Source organism: Nocardia sp. CA-151230 (genome assembly GCF_050942175.1).
Lineage (GTDB): Bacteria > Actinomycetota > Actinomycetes > Mycobacteriales > Mycobacteriaceae > Nocardia.
Genome location: NZ_CP192061.1, coordinates 5,077,393 through 5,102,928, shown reverse-complemented (window position 1 = coordinate 5,102,928; position 25,536 = coordinate 5,077,393). Strand labels below are relative to the sequence as shown.

27 protein-coding genes and 1 pseudogene are annotated in these 25,536 nt (G+C 68.6%); 15 read left to right on the top strand and 13 right to left on the bottom strand.

What is annotated here, in order from left to right; translation table 11 throughout:
* Positions 1 to 19 precede the first annotated feature (19 nt).
* The 7 genes from ACQP1O_RS24245 (at position 20) to ACQP1O_RS24215 (ending at position 7,503) form a co-directional block, all read left to right on the top strand.
* Positions 20 to 1,201: a 2-deoxy-scyllo-inosose synthase gene (locus ACQP1O_RS24245; RefSeq protein ID WP_433560774.1), complete on the top strand. Its 1,182-nt coding sequence runs from the start codon at positions 20 to 22 to the stop codon at positions 1,199 to 1,201.
* A 7-nt stretch (positions 1,202 to 1,208) separates the two neighbouring features.
* Positions 1,209 to 2,510 (top strand): DegT/DnrJ/EryC1/StrS family aminotransferase, encoded by a 1,302-nt coding sequence (locus tag ACQP1O_RS24240; RefSeq protein ID WP_433560773.1) that lies wholly within the window; start codon positions 1,209 to 1,211, stop codon positions 2,508 to 2,510.
* Positions 2,507 to 3,712: a GNAT family N-acetyltransferase gene (locus ACQP1O_RS24235; protein WP_433560772.1), complete on the top strand. Its 1,206-nt coding sequence runs from the start codon at positions 2,507 to 2,509 to the stop codon at positions 3,710 to 3,712. The genes ACQP1O_RS24240 and ACQP1O_RS24235 overlap by 4 nt, the downstream gene beginning before the upstream one ends.
* A 27-nt stretch (positions 3,713 to 3,739) precedes the next feature.
* Positions 3,740 to 4,879, top strand: coding sequence for a cytochrome P450 (locus ACQP1O_RS24230; protein ID WP_433560771.1), 1,140 nt, complete (start codon positions 3,740 to 3,742; stop codon positions 4,877 to 4,879).
* Between the two features lie 28 nt (positions 4,880 to 4,907).
* On the top strand, positions 4,908 to 6,527 hold the full coding sequence (locus ACQP1O_RS24225; protein WP_433560770.1) for an MDR family MFS transporter: 1,620 nt from the start codon (positions 4,908 to 4,910) through the stop codon (positions 6,525 to 6,527).
* A gap of 148 nt (positions 6,528 to 6,675) precedes the next feature.
* Entirely contained in the window at positions 6,676 to 7,326 is a 651-nt protein-coding gene (locus ACQP1O_RS24220; protein ID WP_433567770.1) for a GNAT family N-acetyltransferase, read from the top strand.
* Between the two features lie 12 nt (positions 7,327 to 7,338).
* Positions 7,339 to 7,503: a hypothetical protein gene (locus ACQP1O_RS24215; protein ID WP_433560769.1), complete on the top strand. Its 165-nt coding sequence runs from the start codon at positions 7,339 to 7,341 to the stop codon at positions 7,501 to 7,503.
* A gap of 48 nt (positions 7,504 to 7,551) precedes the next feature.
* Here ACQP1O_RS24215 and ACQP1O_RS24210 read toward each other — a convergent pair whose 3' ends face one another.
* Complete coding sequence (locus ACQP1O_RS24210) at positions 7,552 to 7,761, bottom strand: hypothetical protein (RefSeq protein ID WP_433560768.1); 210 nt, start codon at positions 7,759 to 7,761, stop codon at positions 7,552 to 7,554.
* Positions 7,762 to 7,854: 93 nt separating this feature from the next.
* Here ACQP1O_RS24210 and ACQP1O_RS24205 point away from each other — a divergent pair, with 93 nt between their 5' ends.
* The gene (locus ACQP1O_RS24205; protein WP_433560767.1) at positions 7,855 to 8,277 is read left to right on the top strand and encodes a pyridoxamine 5'-phosphate oxidase family protein; all 423 of its coding nucleotides are present in this window, start codon (positions 7,855 to 7,857) and stop codon (positions 8,275 to 8,277) included.
* 21 nt (positions 8,278 to 8,298) lie between these two features.
* On the opposite strand, the gene ACQP1O_RS24200 is transcribed toward ACQP1O_RS24205, so the two are convergent.
* The 5 genes from ACQP1O_RS24200 to ACQP1O_RS24180 form a co-directional block, all read right to left on the bottom strand.
* Entirely contained in the window at positions 8,299 to 8,736 is a 438-nt protein-coding gene (locus ACQP1O_RS24200; protein ID WP_433560766.1) for a GlcG/HbpS family heme-binding protein, read from the bottom strand.
* Between the two features lie 181 nt (positions 8,737 to 8,917).
* Positions 8,918 to 9,490, bottom strand: a complete 573-nt coding sequence (locus ACQP1O_RS24195; RefSeq protein ID WP_433560765.1) for a dihydrofolate reductase family protein — start codon at positions 9,488 to 9,490, stop codon at positions 8,918 to 8,920.
* Positions 9,491 to 9,552: 62 nt separating this feature from the next.
* Positions 9,553 to 10,287, bottom strand: coding sequence for an SRPBCC family protein (locus ACQP1O_RS24190; protein WP_433560764.1), 735 nt, complete (start codon positions 10,285 to 10,287; stop codon positions 9,553 to 9,555).
* A gap of 2 nt (positions 10,288 to 10,289) precedes the next feature.
* Positions 10,290 to 10,907, bottom strand: coding sequence for an ArsR/SmtB family transcription factor (locus ACQP1O_RS24185; RefSeq protein WP_433560763.1), 618 nt, complete (start codon positions 10,905 to 10,907; stop codon positions 10,290 to 10,292).
* 12 nt (positions 10,908 to 10,919) lie between these two features.
* Positions 10,920 to 11,144 carry a hypothetical protein gene (locus ACQP1O_RS24180; RefSeq protein WP_433560762.1) on the bottom strand — a complete coding sequence of 75 codons (225 nt, stop codon included), beginning with the start codon at positions 11,142 to 11,144 and terminating at the stop codon, positions 10,920 to 10,922.
* Between the two features lie 113 nt (positions 11,145 to 11,257).
* Between ACQP1O_RS24180 and ACQP1O_RS24175 the strand changes: the two genes are divergently transcribed.
* Together ACQP1O_RS24175 and ACQP1O_RS24170 are read left to right on the top strand one after the other, a co-directional pair.
* A complete protein-coding gene (locus tag ACQP1O_RS24175; RefSeq protein WP_433560761.1) occupies positions 11,258 to 11,788 on the top strand; it encodes a hypothetical protein in 531 nt (176 codons plus the stop codon).
* Positions 11,789 to 11,896: 108 nt separating this feature from the next.
* Positions 11,897 to 13,075 carry an NAD(P)/FAD-dependent oxidoreductase gene (locus ACQP1O_RS24170; protein ID WP_433560760.1) on the top strand — a complete coding sequence of 393 codons (1,179 nt, stop codon included), beginning with the start codon at positions 11,897 to 11,899 and terminating at the stop codon, positions 13,073 to 13,075.
* A 497-nt stretch (positions 13,076 to 13,572) separates the two neighbouring features.
* Here the strand turns inward: ACQP1O_RS24170 and ACQP1O_RS24165 are convergent, their stop codons facing one another.
* Positions 13,573 to 14,796, bottom strand: coding sequence for a site-specific integrase (locus ACQP1O_RS24165; protein WP_433560759.1), 1,224 nt, complete (start codon positions 14,794 to 14,796; stop codon positions 13,573 to 13,575).
* A gap of 23 nt (positions 14,797 to 14,819) precedes the next feature.
* On the opposite strand from ACQP1O_RS24165, the gene ACQP1O_RS24160 reads away from it, so the two are divergent.
* The gene (locus ACQP1O_RS24160) at positions 14,820 to 16,037 is read left to right on the top strand and encodes an epoxide hydrolase family protein (protein WP_433560758.1); all 1,218 of its coding nucleotides are present in this window, start codon (positions 14,820 to 14,822) and stop codon (positions 16,035 to 16,037) included.
* 114 nt (positions 16,038 to 16,151) lie between these two features.
* On the opposite strand, the gene ACQP1O_RS24155 is transcribed toward ACQP1O_RS24160, so the two are convergent.
* Together ACQP1O_RS24155 and ACQP1O_RS24150 are read right to left on the bottom strand one after the other, a co-directional pair.
* Positions 16,152 to 16,580, bottom strand: coding sequence for a nitroreductase family deazaflavin-dependent oxidoreductase (locus ACQP1O_RS24155; RefSeq protein ID WP_433560757.1), 429 nt, complete (start codon positions 16,578 to 16,580; stop codon positions 16,152 to 16,154).
* 57 nt (positions 16,581 to 16,637) lie between these two features.
* Positions 16,638 to 16,832: a hypothetical protein gene (locus ACQP1O_RS24150; protein WP_433560756.1), complete on the bottom strand. Its 195-nt coding sequence runs from the start codon at positions 16,830 to 16,832 to the stop codon at positions 16,638 to 16,640.
* 111 nt (positions 16,833 to 16,943) lie between these two features.
* Between ACQP1O_RS24150 and ACQP1O_RS24145 the strand changes: the two genes are divergently transcribed.
* Positions 16,944 to 17,810: a class II glutamine amidotransferase gene (locus tag ACQP1O_RS24145; RefSeq protein ID WP_433560755.1), complete on the top strand. Its 867-nt coding sequence runs from the start codon at positions 16,944 to 16,946 to the stop codon at positions 17,808 to 17,810.
* Positions 17,811 to 17,839: 29 nt separating this feature from the next.
* Here the strand turns inward: ACQP1O_RS24145 and ACQP1O_RS24140 are convergent.
* A pseudogene (locus tag ACQP1O_RS24140) lies at positions 17,840 to 18,061 on the bottom strand (DUF2470 domain-containing protein); the annotation flags it as partial.
* 86 nt (positions 18,062 to 18,147) lie between these two features.
* Here ACQP1O_RS24140 and ACQP1O_RS24135 point away from each other — a divergent pair.
* Positions 18,148 to 19,290, top strand: coding sequence for an RNA-guided endonuclease InsQ/TnpB family protein (locus ACQP1O_RS24135; protein ID WP_433560754.1), 1,143 nt, complete (start codon positions 18,148 to 18,150; stop codon positions 19,288 to 19,290).
* Here the strand turns inward: ACQP1O_RS24135 and ACQP1O_RS24130 are convergent.
* Both ACQP1O_RS24130 and dinB read right to left on the bottom strand, forming a co-directional pair.
* Complete coding sequence (locus ACQP1O_RS24130) at positions 19,211 to 19,951, bottom strand: HugZ family protein (RefSeq protein ID WP_433560753.1); 741 nt, start codon at positions 19,949 to 19,951, stop codon at positions 19,211 to 19,213. The two genes, ACQP1O_RS24135 and ACQP1O_RS24130, sit on opposite strands and share 80 nt — an antisense overlap.
* A 36-nt stretch (positions 19,952 to 19,987) precedes the next feature.
* Complete coding sequence (gene dinB / locus ACQP1O_RS24125; RefSeq protein ID WP_433560752.1) at positions 19,988 to 21,217, bottom strand: DNA polymerase IV; 1,230 nt, start codon at positions 21,215 to 21,217, stop codon at positions 19,988 to 19,990.
* 172 nt (positions 21,218 to 21,389) lie between these two features.
* Between dinB and ACQP1O_RS24120 the strand changes: the two genes are divergently transcribed.
* Positions 21,390 to 23,252 (top strand): alkyl/aryl-sulfatase, encoded by a 1,863-nt coding sequence (locus ACQP1O_RS24120; protein WP_433560751.1) that lies wholly within the window; start codon positions 21,390 to 21,392, stop codon positions 23,250 to 23,252.
* Positions 23,253 to 23,267: 15 nt separating this feature from the next.
* Here the strand turns inward: ACQP1O_RS24120 and ACQP1O_RS24115 are convergent, their stop codons facing one another.
* The gene (locus ACQP1O_RS24115) at positions 23,268 to 23,903 is read right to left on the bottom strand and encodes a TetR/AcrR family transcriptional regulator (protein WP_433560750.1); all 636 of its coding nucleotides are present in this window, start codon (positions 23,901 to 23,903) and stop codon (positions 23,268 to 23,270) included.
* An 82-nt stretch (positions 23,904 to 23,985) separates the two neighbouring features.
* On the opposite strand from ACQP1O_RS24115, the gene ACQP1O_RS24110 reads away from it, so the two are divergent.
* Complete coding sequence (locus tag ACQP1O_RS24110; protein ID WP_433560749.1) at positions 23,986 to 25,494, top strand: FAD-dependent monooxygenase; 1,509 nt, start codon at positions 23,986 to 23,988, stop codon at positions 25,492 to 25,494.
* The last annotated feature ends 42 nt before the right edge of the window (positions 25,495 to 25,536 follow it).

Below are 25,536 nucleotides of genomic sequence, written 5' to 3'. Positions count from 1 at the left end.
GCGAGGAGTGGCACCGGAAATGGCCAGTAATTCATTGTCGGGCGACGAATCGGGGCTGCGGTCGCGCCCGATAGTGATCGGGGAACAATCGTTTCCCTATTATTTCGGCCGCGACTGCATCACCGAGATCGGTGCGGCCATCGCCGCCCTGGGCGCGGACCGGCTGGTATTCGTCACCGATGACGAGGTGCTGTCCCGCTACCGCCGTGATATCGACCGGCTGGCCGGATCGATTCCGTCCCTGATCCTTTCGCATCCCGCCGGCGAGTCGATGAAAACGCTGACCTGCCTGTCGAGCCACCTGGAAACCGCTTTGCGCGCGGGCATCACGCGCCGGTCGGTGGTGGTGTCCTTCGGTGGTGGCGTGCCCGGCAATCTGGCGGGGCTGATGGCGAATCTGCTGTTCCGGGGCGTGCGACTGGTGCACGTGCCGACCACGACCATCGCGGCGATGGATTCGGTGCTCTCGCTCAAGCAGGCCATCAACAGCGGTGTGGGCAAGAACCATCTGGGCACCTATTACGCGCCGGAGGCGGTGTTCACCGATGTCGAGTTCTTCACCACCCTGCCGGAGCGTGAATTGCGTTCGGGCCTGTGCGAAATGGCGAAGAACTGCCTCGCGATCGACCCGTCCGCATTGACCGGGTTACGGGAGGTCATCGGGAATATGACCGCACCGGATTCACTGCTGTGGCTGCTGGACGCCAGCATCGCCGCGAAATCCGCGGTCACCCGCGACGACACGTACGAGCGCGGCGCGGGGCTGGTCCTCGAATACGGTCACACCGTCGGCCACGCCATCGAGATCTGCGATCATCGGATGCGCGGTGCGGCGGGTCTGCCGCACGGCGCCGCGATTGCGCTGGGAATGCTGGTGGCCGCGCACATCTCGCACGCGCGCGGGTGGCTGTCCGACGACGAGATGAGCGTCCACTACGAGATCGTCACCGGTCTGGGGGTGGAACCCGCGCTGCCGGATTCGGTGCGCATCGACGATGTGCTCGCGGTGGTCGCCGACGACAACAAGAAGGGCTATCTGCCGCCTCGGCCCGATGCGGTGCCGTTCGTGCTGCTGCGCGCCCTCGGCCGTCCGGAGTGCACCGGCGACCTGCCGCTGGTGCCGGTGGCGGTGCGCGAGATCCGCGCCGCCCTCGACGTGATCGCCCAGCCGTCGGCGTCCGCGCCGGTCGTGGTCGGGTAGGCCCGCCATGCTCGCGATACACGGCGGCCCACCGGTGCGCTCGGCGCGTCCGTGGCCACGCTGGCCCCAGTACGACAATCGCACTGCCGCGGAACTGCTGGCGGCACTGCACTCGTCGCGCTGGTCGGTCACCTGGCACAGCCCGAACGGCGGCAAGTCCCGGGAGCGGATGTTCGGGGAGGCATTCGCCCGCTACAACGGCGCGGACTACGGGGTCAGCGTCGACCACGGCTCGAGCGCCCTGGTCATCGCGCTCGAAGCGCTCGGCATCGGCCCCGGCGACGAGGTGATCGTGCCCGCCATGACCTGGGTCGCCCCGGCCACCGCGGTGCTGCGGGTGGGCGCGGTCCCGGTGCTCGTCGACGTCGATCCCGCCACCGGCTGCCTCACCGCCGACCAGCTCGGCGCCGCGATCTCACCGCGCACCAGAGCGGTCATCGTGGTGCACCTGGCCTGTACCGCAGCCGAACTCGACCGGATCACCGCGGTCACCGACGCCGCCGGGCCGGCGCTGATCGAGGACTGCTCGCAGGCCCACGGCACCCGATGGGCCGGACGCGCGGTCGGCACCTTCGGCCAGATCGGAGTCTTCAGCCTCGGGGCCGCCAAATCCCTCGCCGCCGGGGAGGCCGGGGCCGCGATCACCGGCAGCCACGAGCTCTACCGGCGAATGCTCATGCTGCGTGCCGACTCCCGTGGATACACCGACGCCGTCCCCGCACCCGGGGAGTACGAGCTCGTCGAGGACGGCACGATCATGGGCGCGAACTATTGCATGTCCGAACTGACCGCGGCGCTGCTGCTCGACCAGCTGCCGCGCCTGGACGACCAGCACACGATGCGCGAGACGCGCGCCAAGGAGTTGGAAGCGGGCCTGCCCGGAATCCCCGGCCTGGCACCCATTCCGGTGCCCGCGCCGGTGGATCGGAGGGCGGTCTACGAATACGGAATCCGTTTCGAGCCCGGCGCTTTCGGTGACGCCACCGTCGACCAGGTGGCCGCGGCCCTCACCGCCGAACTGGGCACCAGGGTCTACCCGCCGCGCGTGCCCCTGCACCGCAGCGCCCTGCTGCGCCCGCACACCAAACCCCGTTTCGCGCGCTGGTGGGCCGACGCCCTCGAACGCGCCGCCGGTCGCCCCTTCCCCGGAGCCGACCACTACCGCGACCACACCCTGCTGCTGCACCACAGCGTGCTGCTGGGCCGGCGCGGCGACGTCGACGACATCCTGACCGCGCTCGACAAGGTGCGCGCCCACGCCGCCGACCTGCCCGCGCACCCCGCCCCCGACCCGAAAGGCATGGCATGACATCGGAACTCATGGCGGACTGGGAGAGCCGCATCATCGACGGCATCATCACCCGCCGGGCCGTCGAATCGGACTGGGACGAGCTGCGCGGCCGCTACGCCCGCGCGTTCGGCGGGGTGAAGACCCACGACTTCGAAGCGTGGAAGCGGCAGTTCCGGCTCGAGGACATCGCGGTGGTCGAGGACGTCTCGGTCGCGCGGCGACCGCGCATCGTGGGGACCGCCGCGATCATCCGCACCACGGTGACCGTGCCCGGCGGCGCACAGTTGTCGGTAGCGGCCTGCGCGCAGGGCATGGTCGCCACCACCCACCAGAAGCGCGGCATCTACGCGAAGGTCCAGGCCGAGCTCATGACCATCGCCATGGAGACCGAAGCGGATGTGCTGGCCGCCATGCCCGGCCCGGGCGGCAGCTACGCCTATGTCGGGGTCACGACGCACACCCGGCACCTGCGCATCGACCGTGGTCGCGCGAAAATGCGTGTCTCCGAGAGGGATTCGGCCTCGGTGCGGGAGGTCGGGCTGGCGGAATCGGTGGGGGAGCTGCGGCAGATCTACGCGCTGTGGCAGCAGGCCACCCCGGGCGCGCTGGATCGCGGCGAATCCTGGTGGGCGAGTGCCATCGGCCCGCAGTCCTTCATCATCGTGCACCCGGACGGCTACGTGATCTACGACCTGGCCGGGAACACGGTGCTGGTCAAGGACTTCTGTGCGCTCACCGTGGCCGCGCACCGGGAACTGCTGCGGTGCCTGCTCGGGCAGGGCGAGTACACGGAGATCCGGATGGACACCGCGCTCGACGATCCCACCCCGCTGCTGCTCGAGGACTCCCGCGCGGCCGCGGTGACCGGGATCGACGCGGGCATGTGGATGTGGATCCTGGACCTGCCCAAGGCGATCGCGTCGCGGGAGTTCCGCGGCGACTTCCGCGGGGTGGTCGAGGTCGCCGATCCATGGGGCCTCAGTTCCGGTGCCTACCTGCTCGATATCGCGGGTGGTCGCGGCAGCTGGTCGCCCGTCGAGGAGGCGGTGGCCGATGTCCGCATCGGCCCGCTGGAACTCACCACCGCCTACTTCGGCGCCCACACCCTCGGCGAACTCGCGCGCGCCGGCCGCGTCGAGGAGATCACCACCGGTGCCGTCGAAGCCCTGGACCGCGCCTTCACCCCCGCGCGGAAACCGTTCAACACCACACCGTTCTGATCGAACTCTCCTGAGGACAGCACCGCCATGACAATGCCGCTCCCTCCGTCCATCTGCCCCGTCACCGGGGTCGTCGGATCCGGGGTCACCCGGGTCACCACGCCCACAGGCGATCCGGCCTGGCTGGCCACCGGTTACGAGCTGGTGCGCGACCTGTTCACCGATCCGCGGCTGGGCCGCGCGCATCGCACGCCGGAAACCGCGGCGCGGCTGGGGGAGTCGGCCTTCTCGGGCGGGCCGATCGGCAATTTCGACACCGAGCTCGAGGATCACGCGCGCATGCGCACCCTGCTGCAGCCGCATTTCTCGCCCAGGCGGATGCGCGAGCTGCGGCCGCGGGTCGAGCAACTCACCGCGGAGCTGCTCGACGCGATGGCCGATCAGGGCTCGCCCGCCGATCTGCAGGCCGCGCTCGCCCTGCCGCTGCCGCTGCTGGTGATCTGCGAGCTGCTCGGGGTGCCGTACACCGACCGGAACCGATTCCGGGACTGGGTCGATGCGGTCGGCAATGTCACCGACCGCGCCAAGGTCGAGCAGGGCGTGGCCGAGCTGTTCGCCTACTGCCTCGAGCTGGTCGGGGAGAAGCGGCGCGATCCCGGCGACGACGTCGTGTCCCGGCTGTGCGCGATCGACGGCGTCGACGACACCGAAATCGCCACGCACGCCATGGTTCTGCTGTTCGCCGGGCACGAGACCTCGGCGGTGCAGATCGGGGTCGGGGTGCGCATGCTGCTCGAGAATCCCGGCCAGTGGCGGCTGCTGCACGAACGGCCCGAACTGGTGGCCTCGGCCGCCGAGGAGCTGCTGCGTGCCTGCGACGCCAGCAGCCTGCCCCGGTACGCGCGCAGTGCGCTCGAGGTCGCCGACGTGGAGATCGCGGCCGGTGATCTGGTGCTGCTGGGCATCGCCTCCGCCAATCACGACCGGGCGCTGTTCACCGATCCCGAGCGCGTGGACATCACCCGGCAGGAGGCCGCGCACTTCCTGTTCGGCTACGGCTCCCGCTACTGCCTGGGCGCGCCGCTGGCCCGGCTCGAATTGCAGGTCGCCTTCGGGCAACTCGTGCGCCGATTCCCCACCCTGACCCTCGCCGTCGACCCGGCCACCCTCGCCGAGCGGGACGAGGTCTTCACCGGCGGACTGACCGCGCTGCCCGTGCGCTGGTGACCGCCCTTCAGCACCGAGGACTCACGAAATGGCTCTCGCCACCACCGATTCCGCGCCCCTCGTCATGACACGGCGGCGCATCTGGCTCATCTTCGCGGCCCTGTCCGCAGGACTGCTGCTCGCCAGCCTCGATCAGATGATCACCGGCGCGGCCATGCCCACCATCGTCGGTCAGCTCGGCGGCGTCCCGCACATGGCCTGGACCACCACCGCCTACCTGCTGGCCACCACCCTCGTCATGCCGCTGTACGGCAAGTTCGGCGACCTGTTCGGGCGGCGTCGGCTCTTCCTGTTCGCCATCACCGTGTTCACGGCGGCCTCGTTCGGGGCGGCGGTGTCGACCGGGTTCTGGGAATTCGTCGCCTTCCGGGCGCTGCAGGGCGTGGGCGGTGGCGGGCTGATGATTCTCGCCCAGGCCACCATGGCCGATGTGGTGCCCGCTCGGGAACTCGGCAAGTACGGTGCGCCGATGGGTGCGATCTACGGGCTCACCGCGGTCGGCGGACCCATCCTCGGGGGCGAGTTCGCCGATCACCTGGGCTGGCGATGGTGCTTCTGGATCAATGTGCCGATCGGGTTGGCGGCCTTGATCATTGCCGCACGATATCTGACCTTGCCCAGCAAGCGGCCGACCGTGCGGCCGGACTTGCTCGGGGCGGCGCTGATGAGTGCCGGCACCACCCTGCTCATCCTGATCAGCGACTGGGGCGGCAAGCGCTACGGGTGGGGCTCGCCGACCATGCTCGCCATGATGGTGACCGTGGCGGTGGTGATCTCGGTATTCATCGGCGTGGAATCGCGGGCCGCCGAACCGATGCTGCCACTGCGACTGTTCCGCAACCGCACCTTCGCGACCACATCGCTGCTGGGGTTCACCATGGGGCTGATCATGTTCGCGTCGGTGGCGTTCGTGCCGACGTTTCTCCAAATGGCCACGGGCGTCTCGGCATCGGCGTCCGGGCTGCTGTCGATCCCCATGACCATCGGCATGTTCCTGACCGTATCCGTCACCCTGGGCGCGGTGACCCGCACCGGCCGCTACCGGGTATACCCGCCACTGGGCGTGCTCATCATCGCCGCCGGCATGATCTGGATGACGCGCCTGGACGCACACACCCCGGCGTGGGTGGTGTCGGCGATGCTGTTCGTCATCGGTCTGGGGCTCGGCACGGTCATGCAGCTGCTGGTGCTGCTGGTCCAGAACGCGGTTCCCGCAACGGATGTCGGGACCGCGACGAGTGCGAACAACTACTTCCGTGAGATGGGCGGCGCGCTGGGCGTCGCCATCTTCGGCTCGATCTTCACCCACCGCCTCACCGGCAATCTCGACGCCGCCTTCCGGGCGCACCCCGGCGAGGTGCTGTCCACCGGGGTCAACCCGGCGGCCCTGCCACCGGCGGTCGTCAACCACCTTCCGGCGCCACTGCGCGATGCCATCGTCGGGTCCTACGCCCATGCGCTGGTTCCGGTATTCGCATACCTGCTCCCCGGCCTGGCGATCGCTTTCGTTGTGGCCCTGCTGATTCCGCACATCCCCCTGGCGGACGTATCCGGTCTGGTGGCCCGCAAGGAAGCGGTCCACGACGCCGATCGCGATCCGCGCGACGAGAAGGAACCCACGACGATCCTCGGCACCCCGCCCGCCTGACCGGTCCCGCCGCTCCGGAGCGGGCTGTGCACGTGGCGAAGGATTCGGCCGCCGGGCCGCTCGAGAGCTACGGATTCAGGGGTCGTAGGGTTGGGTCGAGCGGCGAAAAGTCGTGTGGGGCAATCGTGCAGGGGCGGGCGTGGTGTTGATGCTGTCGGGCGATATCGTCGAACTGACCGAGCTGACGGTGGCCGATGTCGCGGCGCTGACAGCGGCGGCCTGCGAATCTCGTACGTCCTACACCCACGCCCATGTCCCCGTCGACGGTGCGGGCATGCGGCGCTGGGTAGACCAGGCGCTGGCTGCCCGCGCGGCCGATCGGCAACTGCCGCTGGTGATCCGCCGGGCGGGCTCCGGTGACGTCCTCGGCACCAGCAGCTTCCACCTCGAACAGTGGCCCTGGCCCGCCCACGTCACCGCGCGACCCGACACCCCCGACGCCGTCGAGATCGGCTCCACCTGGCTGGCGCAGTCCGCCCAGCGCACCGGCGCCAACCGCGAAGCCAAACTCCTGATGCTCGACCACGCCTTCACCCACTGGCAGGTCCACCGGGTCCGCTTCCGCACCGACGTCCGAAACACCCGCTCCCGCCAGGCCATCGAACGCCTCGGCGCCACCCTCGACGGCATTCTCCGCGCCGACTTCGCCGGCGCCGACGCCACCATCCGCGACTCCGCGTACTACTCCATCCTCGCCACCGAATGGCCCGCCATCCGCCCGCAACTGCTGGCCGCGACCCGAACTCGAGAATTCACCGATCCGGAGCTCAGCCTCCACCCCCACAGCGGCAGTGCGTAGTACAACTACAACATGGGAAGAGCGCCGACAGTCGTTCCCTACGTCCTCGCGCTGATTGTCGTAGTCGTCGGCGTGGACATCCTCTTCTTCCGAAACCATTTCTGGGAACGCCTGATGGTGAACATCGGCATCGTTCTGATCTTCGCAGCCGTCTACCTGAGGTTCCTGAAGAGCTAGCGCCGTCCGAGGCGGGCTGACCCTCCCACTGTGGACTATTGGCGCGGGCTAGACGAGTTCGACCTCGTCGAAACGGACGGTGAAGCTGTGGCGGCGTTCGCTCAGGACGCCGCCCTCCCGGTGGAGCAGGCCCTCGCTGAAATCGATGCGTAGTTCTTCCCGGTGCTTGTCGACGGTGCGCACGACGCCGCAGATTCCGATGAACGGCCCCTCCGGGAAGTACACGACGTCGCCCGGACCATATTCGGTAAAGCCCACGCGGCCACAGTAATCCACGCTGCTGTTGTTTGCCTGTGGGCGCGCTGGCGTGGTCGCCACCGTTCCGGCCGATCGATATGACATGGTGGACCGATGGCCACCTGGAGAGAGTTCGAGCATGCCGCGCCCGAACTGGCCGCCGCCGTGCGGGCCAGGTTCGAGGCGACCGAACACCACGTGCTGGCGACCATCCGCCACGACGGCGCGCCCCGGGTCAGCGGCACCGAGGTCGAGTTCACCGAGAAGGACCTGAAATTCGGATCGATGGCCGATGCCGTGAAGGTCCGCGACCTGCAACGTGACGGCCGCTGCGCCCTGCACGCCAATCCTGGCGACGGATCCATGGACGGCGGCGACGGCAAAGTTTCGGGCGTCGCCGTCGAAATCCCGGTGAGGGACGGCAATTCGTTCCGGCTCGATATCCGAGAAGCCGTGCACACCACGGTCGACGGCGACGAACTGGTCATTCGATGGTGGACACCCGGCAACGGATTGCGCGAGATCCGCCGGAAATAGCCGGTCGGGCCCGACACCCAGTCAGGCGGTGTGAGAACGGTCGTCGTGCCACTGCTCGACGGCAGTGTGCACAGCCAACTCATCTTCCTTGGCATGCGCACCCGAGGCGCCCGCCGCGCCCAGAATCACCCCGTTCTCGGTCACGAGAACACCGCCGGCATACGGCACGAAATCACCGCCATACAGATGCTGGATACTGCCGGTGATCGCTCCCGGCAATTCGATACCCCCCGACGCCCGCAGTGTCAGCAACGCCGTGCGCGCCTTCGCCACCGCAATCCGGCTCGTCATCGGCATCCCGCCATCGGCACGCCGCAACACGATCACCGAGCCGGTGACATCGACAACGGCTACTGCAAGTGGCGGAAACTCATGCTCGGCCCCGACCCGCAGTGCAGCCGCAACCAGCCAATCAGCATCAGCCAAAGCCAAACCCGGCAACCGGGGTGTCTCACTCACCCACACACCCTATCCCGGCGCCGTGGGACAGCCGTCCGCCCGCTGGCTCGAATTCGACTCGTAGTCAGCATCTTCAGCGAAATTGGACGCCACGTCCGAGCAACGATGGAATGAGGGCCGGTGTAGGCCACGGGCCAACCGGCGAGTCCTCCAGGGAACTGCCGGATCCGGGCCGGATACCTCAGCGGACGACGTCGAAGATGTTCTTCTGGATTCCGTTGGAGTAGGTGGCGGACTCGACCAGCTTCAGCTTCTGGGCATCCTTGTCGGACTCGGAGAACAGGCGCTTGCCGGCGCCGAGCAGGACCGGGAAGACCAGCAGGTGGTAGCGGTCGATCAAGCCCGCGTCGGAAAGGGCGCGGTTGAGGGAGGCGCTGCCGTGGATGATGATCGGGCCGCCGTCGGTGTCCTTCAGGGCGGCCACCTCGTCGACCGAGCGCAGGATGGTGGTCTCGCCCCAGTTCGTCACCAGGTCTGCATCGGTGAGGGTGGTGGAGACGACGTATTTCGGCATGCCCTTGTACCCGGCGAAATCCGCCATGTCCGGCCACACCGGGCTGAACGCCTCATAGCTGACGCGGCCCATCAGCATCGCGGTGGCTTCGTCCTGCTCGCGTCCCTTGAGCTCGTAGGCCTCGGGAACGAATTCGATGTCCTTGAAGGTCCAGCCGGAGTTCCGGTAGCCGGGTTCGCCACCCGGGCCCTCCACGACGCCATCGAGGGAAACGAAGGCGGTGCTGATGAGAGTGCGCATGATCTTGCTCCTTGATATGTGTTGTGTCGGTTGCTGGTTCGAAGGGTTCGGCGGGGGCTGGTTCAGCTCAGCAGGTTGGTGAGCCACTGTTGCCAGGCGGCCTCGGCCCCGGCGGTGTCGGGACCGAAGAGGTGATGGAACATCAGCGCGAGTCCGGTGGGGGCGTGGTGGAAGGTGTAGAGCCCGTCGGCGGTGCGGATCTCGAAACGTTCGTCGTCGGCCCACACCACCTCACCGTCCAGCGCCGGAAGGCCCGCCGGTTCGGCCCGCACCCGCGCGCCCACCGCCACCGGCTCCGACAGCGCCAGCGCCCGGGTGAGCGCCGACCGCACCGCCTGCCCGGAAGCGCCCATGGCGACGGCGAACACGGGGACCGCGATCCGGCCCGGGAAGTGCGACAGGTACTCGCGCAGCGTGTTCAGGTGGAACGGCCAGCCGCGGCGCAGGGCGTCGTATTCGTCCTGCCAGTCGTCACCCAGCATGCCGCTGTGAACCACCCGCAGGACGGTGCTGCTGCCCTCGCGCCCCTCGAGTAGATACTCGAAGGCCATGAACCGGCCGTCCTCGCCGGTCCCGGTGCGGGTGGCGAAGTGCTTGCCCGGCGCGTACGCGGTGATCACCGACTCTTCCCGCCGGCCACCGGTATCCATGGCGGCGATCCCGCCCGCCCGTGCCTCGACCTCGTTGCGCCCCATGAACCAGGAGTCGATTCCCGGCCCGGTCGCGATCGCCTCCCAGACCTGATCCGGGCTCGCGGGCAGGGTCGCCTCCAGCTCGATCTCGAACGGCTGCCCCATCGTCAGTTCTCCTGTCCTGCTTCGGATTCGGTGTCTTTCCGCGCGGTGGGTATCTGGTGCATACCGACGACCACCCGGTGGTCGCGCCCGCCCGGTGCGGACTCGTCGTGGTAGCGGCTGACCAGGGTCGTCACCGCGTGTGCCAGCTCCTCGGCGAACGCCGCCCGGTCGGCCGCGGAGGCGAACCGCACCTGCGCGTCGATCCCGAAGGTCGCGACCCGCCGCTGCGCCCGGGCCGCGCCGGTCAGCAGCGCCCCGACCTCCTGCACCAGCCGCGAGCCCAGCGCCACCAGCCACCGCGCCGACAACTGGTCGGGCGAGCGCGCCGGATCCGGACTGATCGCGCCCAGCGCGCTGGGGGAGATCACGTAAGAGGCTGCCGTGGCCCGGAATACACGCTCGGTGACATTGCCCTTGCGTCGTTCCTCGACCAGCTCGACCAGCCCGTGCCGCTCCAGCTCCTTGAGGTGGTAGTTCACTTTCTGCCGCGGTAGCCCGAGCCGACCGGCGAGCATGGCGGCCGAGCCCGGCTCGGCGAGAGCGGCGAGGATCCGGGACCGGATCGGGTCCAGGGAAGCCTCGGCCGCGGCGGGTTCTTCGATCACGGCGACGTCGAGCACCAACCCAGAATCTCACCGACAAGAATAGTTGTCAAGGAAGGAAAAATTGTCGGTTGGGTCCAGTCCGCGGTCGACCGGGTTTTCGGCATTGACACCGGCCGGGTCGCGCCGCACGCTGCGCCGGTGACGATTTTCTTCGTGATCGTGGTCGGATTCTTCGCCCTGCTGTTCGGTTACGCCCTGGTCACCGCTGTGGTGCATGGTGACCCCGGCCGCGCAGCCGGCGCCGCGGCTCATTCGACGACTTCGGAATCTCTTCCGCCACTTCCCATTCCGGCATCCCGCCAGAGCGCGGTGGCCATCCCGACAGCGGGGGTCACCACAGCGGCGGCTCCATCGACTGACGCGCGATGACCGTTCCTGTCGACTTCGGCCCGGACGCCTATGTCGTACGCACGGGACTGTGGCGGTGGCGCCGCGCGTCGCACGGCCGAGTCGTCTTCGCCGTCCACGGTGCGGGTGTCTACTTCGCTGCCGATGCGTTCGGCCCTGCCCAGACCGTGCCCTGGTCGCGAATCTGCGCGATCGAACTGTTCACCGAAACCACCTCGACACCGCGAAATCGGTTCAGCCACCGCTGCATCGGCGTGCGGGCCCCCGGCACCGCCCAACCCTCCCGAGGCGGTCCGGCCGCCCGCCCGATACCCGAGTCGTCGGCCCGGCTCCTGCGCGACGCCGGTCGCCGCGACCTCATCCCCGGCGCCGACGGCACCATCCGCTGGGTGTACCGCCGCATGACGGGCTGGCGCGTATCGCGTGAGAGCCTGACCGCGGCCGTCACCCGCCACGCTCCGCACATTCCGGTCATCGACGGTCCGTCCTGGCCGCCGGCCCTGACCTGGTCCGAGGCGCTCTCGGCCCGCAAGCGACGGCCCCGGTGACGTCGACATCGCGGTGAGCCGCGTCACCCGACACGCATCGCGATGTCACACACACGGCTCGAACGGTGTCTTCATGTCCGACACCACCAACGGTGAAGGAGAACGGACATGGAACGGGTCGTCAGGGTCGTCGTGGTCGGCGGCGGATATGCGGGGATCATCGCGGCCAACCGGCTGCGGACCCGGGAGGGCGTGGAGATCACGGTGATCAACCCGCGGCCGCAGTTCGTGGAGCGGATTCGGTTGCACCAGCTGGCCGCCGGCTCCGGCTCCGCCGCGGTCGAGTACGACGCGCTGCTCGGCGCGGGGATCCGGCTGATCGTCGATGAGGCGACGGTGATCGATGGGGTGCGGCGCAGCGTGGCGCTGAAGAGCGGAGGCAACGTGGCCTACGACTACCTCATCTACGCCGTCGGCAGCCGCGGGGCGGCCCCGGCCGTCCCGGGCGCAGCCGAATACGCCTACGACATAGCGGAATTCGAGCAGGCCGAGCGGCTGCGCGATGCGCTGGCCGGTGCGGACGCGGCCACGCCGGTGACCGTGGTCGGCGGCGGGCCCACCGGCATCGAAACCGCCGCCGAGCTCGCCGAGCAGGGCCGCCCGGTCACCCTGGTATGCGGGGGCCTGCTCGGCCCCTACCTGACAACGACCGCCCGCCGCTCGGTCGCCCGGCAACTGACCGCACTCGGCGTGACCATCGTCGACGGTCCGGATGCCAAGGTCACCACCGTTCACTCGCACAGCGTCGTGCTGGCCGACGGTCGCGAACTGCCCAGCCCGATCACGGTGTGGACGGCCGGTTTCGGCGTCCCGGACCTGGCTGCCCGCAGCGGCCTGAGTACCGACACCGCCGGGCGCCTGCTCACCGACGAAACCCTCACCAGCATCGACGATCCCCGCATCCTGGCCGCCGGTGACGCCGCCGCCCCCTCCGGCCGGCCCCTGCGCATGAGCTGCCAGGCCGCCATCCCGCTCGGCGCCCACGCTGCCGGAACCATCCTGAGCCGCCTTGCCGAATCCGAGCCCGCCGCAATCGATATCGCGTTCATCGGCCAGTGCATCAGCCTGGGCCGCAAACGCGCGACCATGCAGCTGGCCCACTTCGACGACACCGCCCGTCGGGCCTACCTCGCCGGCCGCGTTGCCGCCACCGTCAAGGAGGCGATCTGCAAATCCACTGTGTGGGGCATCGCCCGCGAAGCCCGCAAACCCGGCTCCTACGCCGCCATCAAGGGTGGCAAGCGGCAGCAGCGCATCGCGGCCGCCACGGCGATGGCCGAACAATAGAGGTAGACCACCGGTCGAAAAGACCGGTGACGCAGCGGTATTGCCACCGTGCAGTATTCGGCCTCGTCGGTGCGCTGGGCCGGTCTCCAGGGCTTCGTCGACAGGATCGCCGGTCGGGCCGCCCGGCACGACTTCGGGACAATCTGCGTGACTCGTGGGCCTGCGCTCAGTCCTCCAACAGGATCTGCACGAGAGTTTCGGGGGCTTCGGCGGCGACGTTGTGTCCGGTCGGCAGGGTGTGTACGCGCCAGCCGGGGTCGCGCGAAAGTCGTTGGTGGACCTCTGTGAATGGGGTGCCGGACCAGCCGTCCAAGTAGATGTAGTCCTTGCGATGGACCCGGGGCGTGTCGTCGAGCCGGATCTTCTGCAGGAACGACGCGAGCGGGTGCGGGGTCGTGCGTGCGTCCAGGCCGGGCGGCGGCTCGACGCTGTGCCCGTCGGCCCGGGCTCCCCGGATGAACAGCTCCCGGAAAGCCGGAGTGGTGAGATCGATGGCGCTACAAGCCCAGTTTCGTGACGGCGTTGTCCTCCAGTGGGTTGGCGGTGCGGATGTAGCCGTGCACGGTGCGGGGGTTGGACCAGCGGCCCTGTCGCATGATCTCGCGGTCGCTGGCGCCGCCGAGGGCGGCCTGGGTGGCGAAGCCGGCGCGCAGGGAGTGACCGGAGAACAGGGCGGGGTCGAGGCCGGCGCGGGCGGCGTAGCGCTTGACGAGTTCGGCGACCGCGCGGCCGGACATGGCGGTCGCGGCAATGCCACCGTGGCGTGAAATGGTCGGGAACAGCGGCAGATTCGGGTCGGTGAGGGTGGTGCCGGTGAAGCCGTGGCAGCGGTGGATGTGGGGGTCGGGCGGCGGGGTGGCGTCGAGCCAGGCGCGCAGGTCGGCGGCGGCGTGGGCCTCGCGCAGGCGGGTCCAGTCGGCGAAGGCGCAGACGGGGCAGGTGTGCGGGCGCTGACCGCGGGGCAGGGCGACGCGCTGTTCGTTGACGCCGGTCGCGTCGGTCTTGGTGGCGGGCAACTGGATCAGCAGCAGCGGCTCGCCGGTGGTGTGGTCGGTCGTGACGGCGACATCGGCGACCCGCAGCGCGGCGATCTCACTGCGGCGCAGCGCCCCTGCGAATCCGACCAGCAACAGCAGCGTGTCGCGGCGGCGGGCCGGTTCGGTGGGCCACTGCGCGCCCGGCAACTCGTTCAGCAGCTGATCGAGGGTGTGCAGCAGCACCGGCCGCTTCCGCTTGGGCCGGGTGCGCCGGGTGCGGCGGATACCGCGCAGGGTCAGCCGGACCACGTCGGCGCGGGTGGGGGAGGGCAATCCGTTGGCGGCGTGCACGGCGGCCAGCGCCGCGGCCTTGCGCTCCAAAGTGGCGGCGCTGAAGGCCCATTCGCCGTTCTCCCGCCGCGCGTCCGCCGCCGCGGCCAGATACACCGCCACATCCAGGGCGTCCGCCGGTAGCGCCTGCCGCCCTTCCGCCGCACACCACCCCGCCCACGCGATCCAGTCGGTTCGGTACGCGCGCAAGGTATTCGCCGACTGCGACGCTTCGAGATACCGCCGCAGCGATCCGGCCTGCACCTCGTCGAAGCGATCGCGCACCAGCCGCAGCGCCGCCGCGTCCACCAGCACACTGCGCACCCCGCGGCGCAATTCGCCGCGCACCTCGTCGGGCACCGCGATCACCGCGGTCTGTTCCACCGGCTCGGTGACCTCCGTCGGATCTGGCATGTCCCCGACCCTAGATTGAATACGTGCTCCCGTTGCAGCAGACCCCGATTCACGTGTCCGACGACATCCTCGACGACCTCCGGCAGCGCCTGGACCGGACCCGCTGGTTCGCCGACGACGGCAATGCCGACGGCCACTACGGAGTGCCCACCGCCTACCTGCGCGAGCTGGTCGATCACTGGCGTACCGACTTCGATTGGCGCGCACAGGAAAAGGCCATGAACGCCTACGAGCACTACCGCGTCGAAGTGGACGGCGTCCCCATCCACTTCCTGCGCAAACCCGGCGTCGGTGACAACCCGATCCCGCTGATCCTCACCCACGGCTGGCCCTGGACCTTCTGGCACTGGTCCAAAGTGATCGACCCGCTGGCCGATCCGGCGGCGCACGGCGGTGATCCCGCCGACGCGTTCGAGGTCATCGTCCCCTCGCTGCCCGGTTTCGGCTTCTCCACCCCGATCCCGTCACGCCCGGATCTGAACTTCTGGAAGATCGCCGACCTCTGGCACACCCTCATGACCGATGTGCTGGGCCATCGCACCTACGCCGCCGCCGGATGCGATGTCGGCGCCCTGGTCACCGGCCAGCTCGGCCACAAATACGCGGACGCCCTCTACGGCATCCATATCGGCTCCGGACAGCGCCTGGACATGTTCAATGGCGAACGCGCCTGGGACATAACCGGTGGCCGCCCGATTCCCGAAGGCCTGCCCGGCGACGTGCACGCGCGAATCATCGAGCTGGAGAAGCGATTCGCGGTCCATCTGGTCGCCCAGATGCTCGCCCCCGCCACCCTGGCGCACGGCCTGTCGGATTCACCCGCGGGCATGCTGGCCTGGATCCTGGAGCGCTGGATGCGCTGGAGCGATCACCGCGGCGGCGACTTCGAATCCGTGTTCAGCAAGGACGAGGTGCTGACCCACGCGACCATCTACTGGGCCACCAACTGCATCGGCAGCTCGATGCGTCTCTACGCCAACCACAATCGCTACCCCTGGACCCCGTCCCACGACCGCTGGCCCGTGATCGAGGCCCCCACCGGCCTCACCTTCGTCGCCCACGAGAACCCGCCCGGCGTCACCACCGCCCAACGCGCCCAGCAGTACCGCGACAGCGACCGCGGCCAGTGGTACCACCTCGTGAATGTGACCGCCCACGATCACGGCGGCCACTTCATCCCCTGGGAGGTCCCGTCCGAATGGACCGACGACCTCCGCCGCACCTTCCGCGGCCGCCGCTAGCCTTCCGTCACCGCTGTGATGGGGCTTGCGGGGAGGTCGCCTCCGCAGGCCCCACGGAACGTCGGCGGAAATCGTGTCAGGGGTCTTGCCGTGATCGGGCGAAACACCACATTTTCACGCTGCGGACGTGCGGGTCAGCACGACGACGGGAATCTCCCACTGCACTTTTGCTTGGAAATCGGCCATGAAGGGCGTCATCTCGAGCTGCCGGTCCCACAGCCGCGCCCGCTCGTCCCCACCCGCGACCACGGCGGTGACCGGCCAGGTCTCGGTGCGCACCTCGACCGTCCCGGCCGGGTTTGCCACCAGGTTGTGATACCAGCCCGGCCGGTTCGGCCGGCCGCCGTTGGCGGCGAAGACCACGAAGCGGTCGCCGTCGCGCTGATAGGCGAGCGGCCAGGTGCGGTCCTGCCCGGTGCGGGCCCCGGTGGTGGTCAGCAGCAGGAGATCACGCTCGGCGAACTGCCCGCCGACGTGTCCGCCCCCGGCTCGGAATTGCTCGATCACTTCTTCGTGCAGTCGCTGACGCGCAACGTCGGTCATGGTCCACCTCAACTATGTTGCCGCCGTGGGTATTCCGCTCCCGGCGGCACATCCGCCTCAGTGCTGCAACCGCCATTCCGCATCGGGTTTCGGAAGCGGCCAGGTCCACCCGTTCTTCACGCGCAGTTCCAGTAGCTGCTGTCGGCGACCACACGACTGCTCGGTATCGCCGTCGCCGTCGATGCAGTTGCGGTGGATCCACATCATGGCTTCCACCGTGCCCGAGAGGCGCATGGCGTCATGCTCGGGCATACGATGATGCTTGAGCACCGACGGCGTGTCCGACATAGCCCAATCATCCCTCAGCCCGGCCGTGCTGTCGTGCGGTCCGCGCGTCTCCGCCTCTCGTGAGAGGAGCTGGTCATGTGTCGCCTGTTCGGACTCTCGGCCGCACCGCAGCGGGTGCACGCCACCTTCTGGTTGCTGGAGGCGCCCGACAGCCTGTCCCAGCAGAGTCGCCGCGAACCCGACGGCGTCGGTCTGGGCACCTTCACCGCCGCGGGCGCGCCGTTGGTGGAGAAGCAGCCGATCGCCGCCTACGAGGATCGGCTCTTCGCGCAGGAGGCCCGCGACTGCGAATCCGAAACCTTCGTCGCGCATGTCCGCTTCGCCTCCACGGGCGCGCTGATCATGCGCAATACCCATCCGTTCGAGCAACACGGACGCCTGTTCGCGCACAACGGAGTGCTCGAGGGGCTCGACGAGCTGGAGCACGAACTCGGTGACTATCGCCGACTCGTCCACGGCGACACCGACTCCGAGCGCTTCTTCGCCCTGATCACCGCCCGGATCGACCATCATGCGGGCGATGTCACCGCGGGCATCACCGACGCGGTCGGCTGGATCGCCGACCGGCTGCCGCTCTACGCGCTCAACCTGATCCTCACCACCGCGACCGAGCTGTGGGCCCTGCGCTATCCCGACACCCACGACCTGTATGTCCTCGAGCGCGCCGCCGGTGGCGCACAGGGTGATCGGCGGCTCGACCACGCGGGTCACAGGGGCATTCGCACCAGCAGTGGCGCGCTGACCGACTATCCCGCCGTCGTCATCGCCACCGAACGCATGGACAACGACCCCGGATGGCGGCTTCTCGCCTCCGGCGAACTGCTCCACGCCAGCGGGCATCTGGACGTGCGGTCCAGCATTATTCGGGATTCCCCACCCCGCCACCTGCTTTCGCTCGCCGACCTGGACGAGACCGCCGCCGCCTCCCAGACCGCACACTGACGATCACCGCTGCGGGCCGGTCCGTTCGGTCACTCCGGTCGCGAGACCCGGGCCAGGTCGACAGTGGCCGCACGCAAGTCGGCGATGCTGTCGATCGGCGCGAGATAGCCGATACGGGTGACTGCGATGCCACGCGGCGTGGTGACCCTCAGGTCGAGGCCGAAGCGGTCGGCGCGTTCACAGACCGCGGCGGTCGCGTCCGGATAGCCGCCCCGGGCGTGGGCCATGTCCAGCAACGCGTCCGCGTGATCCGGGAGCGTAGCGCGCAGACCAGACCCCGTTTTTCAGGGCGGGGATAGCGCATCGAGTGGCACGCCAACGCACTATCATGTCAAACATGGGCGATCGAGTGGTGAAGCGGGCGTACAAGTTCCGCTTCTACCCCACGCCCGAGCAGGCCGAACAGCTCGTCCGTACCTTCGGTTGTGTCCGGTACGTGTACAACCGAGCGTTGGCGGAGCGTTCCCGCGCTTGGAGCCAGGAGCAGCGTCGCGTCAACTACGCGGACACATCGCTGATGCTCACGCAATGGAAACGCGACCCCGAAACCGAGTGGCTTACAGAGCCTTCCAAGGGACCGTTGCAGCAAGCCTTGAGGAACCTTCAGGGGGCTTTCGACAAGTTCTGGCGCAAACAAACCGGCTATCCGCAGTTCAAGAGGAAGGGCCGGTCGAAGGACTCGGCCACCTATTTCTCGAACTGCTTCACCTACCGCGACGGCCAGATCAGACTTGCGAAACAAGCGGAACCGCTGAGCATTCGCTGGTCTCGTCCGCTGCCGGAAGGTGCTGTCCCGTCGCAGGTTACGGTGTCACGCGACAGCGCGGGCCGGTACCACATTTCGATCCTGGTCGAGGAGACGATCAGCGCGCACGCCCCGACCGATGCGACGGTCGGTGTCGATGCGGGTATCACGTCGCTGTACACGTTCTCCACCGGAGAGAAGGTGTCCAATCCCCGCCACGAGCGCAAGGACCGGGCGCGGTTGGCGAAGGCGCAGCAGGTGTTGTCGAAGAAACACAAGGGCTCCAGCAACCGGGCGAAGGCTCGGTTGAAGGTGGCTCGTATTCATGCCCGGATCGCCGATCGGCGGCGGGACCATCTGCACAAACTCTCGACTCGGTTGGTGCGCGAAAACCAAGTGATTGCCATAGAGGATTTGAGTGTGCGGAACATGGTTCGGAATCGTTCGCTGGCGCGGGCGATCTCGGACGCGTCGTGGTCACAGTTTCGGTCGATGCTGGAATACAAGGCCGACTGGTACGGGCGCACCGTGGTGGCGATCGACCGGTTCTATCCGTCGAGCAAGACATGCTCGACGTGTGGGCGGATCGCCGATCGCCTGCCGCTCGACATCCGGGAGTGGAGGTGTCCGTGCGGCACTGTCCACGACCGGGATATCAACGCGGCGAAGAACATTCTTGCGGCCGGGCTGGCCGTCGAAGCCTGCGGAGATGGTGTGAGACCGCCCCGCAGCTGATGTGAGGAGGCAACCGTCGATGAAACAGGAAGCCCTTGTCGTGAGGCAGGGAATCCCGGTCCTTCAGGGCCGGGAGGGAGTCAACGTCATTGAGATGCGCGATGGCGCGGGCCGCACCGGGAATGATCGGATCGGCCCGGGCGGCCGCGTATTCGTCGGCGGTGGCGGAATCCATGCGGCCGTATCCGCCGACCCAGCGGGCCCGCTGCACACGCAGCACCCACACCGTGAAATCGCTGAAGTCGATGTAGGTCTTGGCCGCCGGGACCGCGGCCAGATGGGCCTCGCGGGCCGCCTGCGCCTCCTCGCCCTGCGGGCGTTCCGCCACACCGGCGAGCGTCAATCGCGTTCCGGCCAGCGGGTCCTCCGGCAGCTCCGGGGTCACGATGGACAGGCTGGCGCGCGGATCGGCGGCCAGGTTGCGGCCGTGCTCGGCCATCCGGGACACACACAGGACCGGTTGTCCCGCAAGCAATCCGTACGTGACGAAACTGGCCCAGGGGCCGCCGTCGGCCGACAGGGTGGCCAGGGTGGCCGTATTCGTCGCCGCGGCAACGGTTCTGGCCTCATCCGCCGCGGACGGCCGGGTGGTGATCGCGATGGGGGTCAGCGGCGGAGGAGTCGAGGGCGCGTCGCCCGGGTCGCCGTGGTCGAGAGCCATGCGTCACAGGCTACCCGCGCGGCCGAACCGGACCGATCAGTCGGGAAGGATTGGCACCGACAGCCCTTCGCCCTTCCGCAGCAGCGCCGCACGCGTGACGGTGCCCGCGCCGAAGCGATCACGCAGTGCGTCCAGAGTCGAATCGAGGGTGGATTCCGCACGCGGCTCGAACGGCAGCGACAGCTGCATGGTGTCGGCGTCGTCCAGATTGGTGAGGGACAGGCCGATGAGGGTGAGGCCGCCGCGCTCCCGGATCAGCGGCATGGTCGCGGCCAGCAGAGTGCGCGCGGCCCGCAGGACGGCCTCGCCGCTGTCGGTCGCCTCCGCCAGCGTGTGCGAGCGGGTGGCGCGGGTGAAATCGTCGAAACGCATGCGCAGCACCACCGTTCGGCACACCCGCCGGGCTCTGCGCAGCCGATGCCCGAGCCGGTCGGCCAGTCCGTGCAGGTAGGCCTCGAGTTCCTCGTCGCTGCGATGGCGGCGGCCCAGCGCCCGCTGTGCGCCGATGGAGCGCCGGCGCCGCCCGGTGTCGACCCGGCGCGGGTCCCGCGCCCACGACAGGGCGTGCAGATGCCTGCCCGTCGCCGGGCCCAGCACCGCCGCGAGCGGCCCCTCACCCAGGTCCGCGAGCTGCCCGACCTTGGTGATGCCGCGTTCGCGCAGCTCTCGCGCGGTCACCTCGCCGACGCCCCACAGGCGTTCGACCGGTAGTGGATGCAGGAATTCCAGCTCCCTGTCGGGCGGAACCTCCAGCAGCCCATCGGGTTTGGAGACCGCGCTGGCGACCTTGGCCAGGAATTTCGTGCGCGCCACCCCGACCGAGATGGGCAGTCCGACCTCCGCCCGCACCCGCGCCCGCAGCCCGCGCGCGATATCGACCGGGGTACCGGCGATCCGCCACAGTCCGGCCACATCGAGAAACGCCTCGTCGATGGAGATGCCCTCCACCTCGGGCGTGGTGTCGCGGAAGATCTCGAAGACCGCTTTGCTGGCCTCCGAATACGCCGACATTCGCGGCGGCACCACGATCGCATTGGGGCACAGGCTCAGTGCCCGACGCACATTCATGGGCGTCCGCACCCCGAACGCCTTCGCCTCGTAACTGGCGGCCAGCACAACCCCACCGCCGACCAGCACCGGCCGCCCCCGCAGCCTCGGACTGTCGCGCTGCTCCACCGACGCGTAGAAGGAGTCCAGGTCGGCATGCAGAATCGCCGCCCGCTCGGGGCGGTCATTCATCCTCATGGTCGAACCGGACACGAACATATGTTCGCATACTCGCCGGTCTGCTGTCCCGGTGTCCCGCTCACCCGACCGATTCGCGTCGAATGGGTGAGGCGTAGCTTTCAAGGCGCGGCAACACTTCGGGCAACACGGATCGAAGAATGGAGTCGACATGTGCAACCAGCCGAAACCTGCGACCCCGGTCACTGCCCGCGTGCATCGTGAAGCGGCTGCGGGCTACGACCTGGCGAACGTGCAGGATTATTCGGATGTGCGACGCGGCCTGATCGCCGAGCTGCCGGGCAATGTCGTCGCCGGTGACGGTTCGGTCATCTTCGACCCGCACGCCCTGGATTGGATCGAAGAGGGTGCGCCCGCGCCCGACACGGTCGATCCGAGCCTGTGGCGGCAGAGCCAGCTCATCAAACTGGGCGGCCTGTATCAGGTGTCCGATCGGATCTACCAGGTCCGCAACAACGACATGGCCAACCTGACCGTCATCGAGGGCGACGACGGATTGATCGTGGTCGACTGCATGTTCGGGGTGGAGTCGGCCAAGCAGGGCATGGACCTGATCCGCGCACACGTCTCCGACAAACCCGTCGCGGCCGTCATCTACACCCACACGCACATCGACCACTACGGCGGCGTGAAAGGCGTGGTCGATCCCGCGGATGTGGCGTCGGGAAAGGTTCCGATCATCGCCCCGGGCACGATCGAGTCGTTCGACAAGTTCGCCATCGGTGAGAACGTCATCGCCGGAAATGCCATGGCGCGCCGCAGTTTCTACGCCTTCGGCGGTCTGCTGGACCTGAACGCCACCGGGCACATCACCTGCGGCATCGGCATCGTCTCCACCAAAGGCGCGACCGTCTCCTACATCTCGCCCACCGACTCGATCACCGAGACGGGCACGCGGCGCGAGATCGCCGGGGTGGAACTCGAATTCCTCTACGCCCCCGACACCGAGGCGCCCGAGGAATTGCACATCTGGATTCCGGAGCTGAAGGCGCTGACCTGCGCGGAGAACGCGAACCACGCACTGCACAACATTCAGACCCTGCGCGGCGCACGCACCCGCGATGCCCGCAATTTCGCCCGCTACCTCGACGAGACACTGGAACGGTGGGGCGACGAGGCCGAGGTGCACTACGGCCCGCACACCTGGCCTGTGTGGGGCAATGATCAGGTGAGCGCGCTGCTGGAATCACAGCGCGACACCTACAAGTACATCCACGACCAAGCGCTGCGGCTGGCCAACAAGGGATACACCCCGTTGGAGGCGGCCGAGATCATCGAACTGCCCGACGAATTGGGCCGCAACTGGGCCGATCGGGGCTACCACGGCACCGTGCATCACAATGTGCGCGCGGTGTTCACCAAGGAACTCGGCATGTGGGACGGCGATCCGGTGTCGCTGCACCCGCACACGCCGGTCGGCTCGGCCACCCGCTTCGTCGAATTCGCCGGAGCCGACGCGATTCTCGCCGAGGGCCGGCGCGCTTTCGAGGCCGGCGACTATCGGTGGGCGACCGAGATTCTGCACAAACTGGTCTTCGCCGATCCGGGCAATACCGCGGCGCGAGAATTGCAGGCCGATGCCTACGAGCAGATGGGGTATCAGGCCGAGGGGCCGCAGTGGCGGGGCGTCTTCCTCAGCGCCGCAAAGGAATTGCGTGAGGGTGTGCAGCCGCCGCCCTACGTGACCGCCAGCCCGGACTCGATTCTGGCCATGCCGATCGACATCCTCTTCGACTTCGTCGCGGTCCACATCATCGGCGAGAAGGCCACCGGCGCGAACATCAGCATCAATCTCGATTTCACCGATTCGGGACAGCGGTGGACGATGTGGGTGCGCCGCGGTGTCCTCAACGCCCGCCAAGGGCGCGCCGACGATGCCCGGGCGACGGTGTCGGGCCCGAAGGCGGCCCTCGTCGGGGTGCTGCTGACCCCGGGCAGCGCCGAGGAACTCGCCCGCTCGGGCGCCATCACCGTCGACGGTGATGTGACCGCACTCGGCGAACTCGCCACGCTGCTGGACGATTTCGAGCCCACCTTCCCGATCGTCACCCCCTGATCGGGCGATACTCGGCTACCGGCGATCCTCGCGGACCGTCCCCGCGAGGATCGCGGTGAGGCCGGCGGTGAATCTGTGGTCGCGTTCGCCGGTCATGATGGAGATGGTGTCGCCGGTGGGGTTCGGGCTGGGGGCGTCGGCGGTGAGAGCCGAGACCAGCGGCTGCCATTCGCCGGAGCGCTCGAGTTCCAGGTAGGCCTGCTCCTCGATGACGAAACCGGTTGTGTAGGAACGCAGGACGGATTGCAGGTCGCCCGGTTCGAAGGGCGGTACGACGATGCCCTGCAGCAGTGCCATGAGGGTGCCCGACAGTTTCACCGTGGCCGCGAAGGGGGAGTAGGAGCCGGCGACGATGCGGCCGCCGTCGCGGAATCGGAGCATCGCCGCGCGCATGCGCTCGCAGCAGGCGATGACCTGGGCGAGCGTCGGGGCATCGAGGTCGATATCGGTGAGGTCGATGGTGGCGTAGACGGCATCGGACATGGCGCGCTGGAGATCTCGGCGATCCTTCAGATGCTTGTACAGCGCACCGGGGGTCACCTCGGCGGCCGCCGCCAGTCGCCGCATGGTGAGCGCGTCCAATCCGTTCGCCGACACGTACTCGTGGGCGATATCTACCAGCCGATCCCGGCTCAATCCACGTTTGACCATCGGTCCAGAGCCTAGCGGCCGGTGTGCGGCGGCCGGGTTTGCGTGGTTGACGACACGGACCACCACCCCTAGCCTTCATGTGGTGAACAATGTTTACCAGACTGACGTGGTCATCGCCGGAGCCGGTCCGACCGGGCTGATGCTCGCCTGCGAATTGCGTCTCGCGGGAATCGACGTCGTACTGCTCGACACCCTCAGCGCGCGCACCGGGCAGTCACGGGCGGGCGGCATCAATGCCAGGACCATGGAGATCCTCGATCAGCGCGGGCTGTTGGAGCGGCTGCTGCCGCACGGGTATGTGTTCCGGGGCCGGGGTCCTGGACATTTCGCCGGGCTGCCCATCGAGTTCGGCGATCTGGCCACCCGATACCCGACCGGACTGGTCATCACCCAGGCCGACGTCGAGACCCAACTCGACCGGTACGCAACCGAATTGGGTGCCTCCGTGCAGTGGGACTCACCGGTTGCAGACCTCGAGCAGGACTCCGATGGTGTCGAGATCCAGGTCGGTGGTGCGCACGGCCGCCGCATCCGGGCCGCATACCTCGTCGGTTGCGATGGTGGCCGCAGTGCGGTCCGCAAACTGGCCGGGATCGAGTTCGCCGGGACCGACGCCACCATGGTCGGCACGATCGCCGATGCCGAACTGGCGGACCCGCCGCCCGGCTGGATCCTGACCGAGCGCCGCGGCCCGGGTGATTTCTCGGTACTTCCGCTGCAGCCCGGCTGGTTCCGGCTCATGGTCAACCGGCACGACCGCGTCATCGACCACGCGGCCGAACCCTCTTTCGAAGACTTCCGGACATCCTTCCGCGAGGTGGCCGGCACCGACTACGCGATGCACAGTCCCCGCTGGGTCTCACAGTTCAGTGACGCGGCCCGCCTGGCCGAACGTTACCGTTCGAAGCGCGTGCTACTGGCGGGCGATGCCGCGCACATCCATTTCCCGGCCGGCGGCCAGGGATTGAACACCGGGGTGCAGGATGCCGCCAATTTGGGCTGGAAGCTGGCCGCCGTTCTGCAGGGCCGCGCGCCCGAAGCCTTGCTCGACACCTACGAATCCGAACGCCGCCCGGTCGCCGCGCGCGTCCTGCAGAACACCCGCGCCCAGACCGCGCTGATGCGTCCCGGCCCGCACACCGAGGCCCTGCGCGAAACGCTCGCCGGACTCGTCGACATCGACGAGGTCCGAAACCGCCTCGGTGGCATGCTCTTCGCCCTGGACATCCGCTACGACGTCGGCGATGGCCACCCGCTGTCCGGCTATCGCGTCCCCGATGTCGACCTCACAGTGCCCGCCGGCGGCACTCGCGTCCATGAACTGCTCCGCAGCGGCCGACCGGTCCTGCTGTCCCTGAACGGAACCCGCCTGCGGATCAGCGACTGGCAGGGCCGCATCGACGTCGTCCACGCCCAATGTGATGCGGGCCGCTGGTCAGTACCCGGCCTCGGCGACATCCCCGCGCCGTCAGCAGTCCTGGTCCGGCCGGACGGCCATGTGGCGTGGGCCGCGGACGAACGGTGCGACACAGGTCTTCTCGAAGCGCTCCACGCCTGGGCCGGGCAAGGCGCCGTCGCGAGCCCGGCCTGAAACGCTGCGGTACTGCTCGCCTCCGAGTGGGGAATGATCTGG

What these genes read in the sequence shown, in the direction of transcription:
- ACQP1O_RS24245 (WP_433560774.1), top strand. Translation starts at nt 20, where the DNA reads ATGGCCAGTAATTCATTGTCGGGCGACGAATCGGGGCTGCGGTCGCGC.
- ACQP1O_RS24240 (WP_433560773.1), top strand. Translation starts at nt 1,209, where the DNA reads ATGCTCGCGATACACGGCGGCCCACCGGTGCGCTCGGCGCGTCCGTGG.
- ACQP1O_RS24235 (WP_433560772.1), top strand. Translation starts at nt 2,507, where the DNA reads ATGACATCGGAACTCATGGCGGACTGGGAGAGCCGCATCATCGACGGC.
- ACQP1O_RS24230 (WP_433560771.1), top strand. Translation starts at nt 3,740, where the DNA reads ATGACAATGCCGCTCCCTCCGTCCATCTGCCCCGTCACCGGGGTCGTC.
- ACQP1O_RS24225 (WP_433560770.1), top strand. Translation starts at nt 4,908, where the DNA reads ATGGCTCTCGCCACCACCGATTCCGCGCCCCTCGTCATGACACGGCGG.
- ACQP1O_RS24220 (WP_433567770.1), top strand. Translation starts at nt 6,676, where the DNA reads ATGCTGTCGGGCGATATCGTCGAACTGACCGAGCTGACGGTGGCCGAT.
- ACQP1O_RS24215 (WP_433560769.1), top strand. Translation starts at nt 7,339, where the DNA reads ATGGGAAGAGCGCCGACAGTCGTTCCCTACGTCCTCGCGCTGATTGTC.
- ACQP1O_RS24205 (WP_433560767.1), top strand. Translation starts at nt 7,855, where the DNA reads ATGGCCACCTGGAGAGAGTTCGAGCATGCCGCGCCCGAACTGGCCGCC.
- ACQP1O_RS24195 (WP_433560765.1), bottom strand. Translation starts at nt 9,490, where the DNA reads ATGCGCACTCTCATCAGCACCGCCTTCGTTTCCCTCGATGGCGTCGTG.
- ACQP1O_RS24190 (WP_433560764.1), bottom strand. Translation starts at nt 10,287, where the DNA reads ATGGGGCAGCCGTTCGAGATCGAGCTGGAGGCGACCCTGCCCGCGAGC.
- ACQP1O_RS24180 (WP_433560762.1), bottom strand. Translation starts at nt 11,144, where the DNA reads ATGAGCCGCGGCGCCGGCTGCGCGGCCGGGGTCACCATGCACCACAGC.
- ACQP1O_RS24175 (WP_433560761.1), top strand. Translation starts at nt 11,258, where the DNA reads ATGACCGTTCCTGTCGACTTCGGCCCGGACGCCTATGTCGTACGCACG.
- ACQP1O_RS24170 (WP_433560760.1), top strand. Translation starts at nt 11,897, where the DNA reads ATGGAACGGGTCGTCAGGGTCGTCGTGGTCGGCGGCGGATATGCGGGG.
- ACQP1O_RS24165 (WP_433560759.1), bottom strand. Translation starts at nt 14,796, where the DNA reads ATGCCAGATCCGACGGAGGTCACCGAGCCGGTGGAACAGACCGCGGTG.
- ACQP1O_RS24155 (WP_433560757.1), bottom strand. Translation starts at nt 16,580, where the DNA reads ATGACCGACGTTGCGCGTCAGCGACTGCACGAAGAAGTGATCGAGCAA.
- ACQP1O_RS24150 (WP_433560756.1), bottom strand. Translation starts at nt 16,832, where the DNA reads ATGCCCGAGCATGACGCCATGCGCCTCTCGGGCACGGTGGAAGCCATG.
- ACQP1O_RS24145 (WP_433560755.1), top strand. Translation starts at nt 16,944, where the DNA reads ATGTGTCGCCTGTTCGGACTCTCGGCCGCACCGCAGCGGGTGCACGCC.
- ACQP1O_RS24135 (WP_433560754.1), top strand. Translation starts at nt 18,148, where the DNA reads ATGGGCGATCGAGTGGTGAAGCGGGCGTACAAGTTCCGCTTCTACCCC.
- ACQP1O_RS24130 (WP_433560753.1), bottom strand. Translation starts at nt 19,951, where the DNA reads ATGGCTCTCGACCACGGCGACCCGGGCGACGCGCCCTCGACTCCTCCG.
- dinB (WP_433560752.1), bottom strand. Translation starts at nt 21,217, where the DNA reads ATGTTCGTGTCCGGTTCGACCATGAGGATGAATGACCGCCCCGAGCGG.
- ACQP1O_RS24115 (WP_433560750.1), bottom strand. Translation starts at nt 23,903, where the DNA reads ATGGTCAAACGTGGATTGAGCCGGGATCGGCTGGTAGATATCGCCCAC.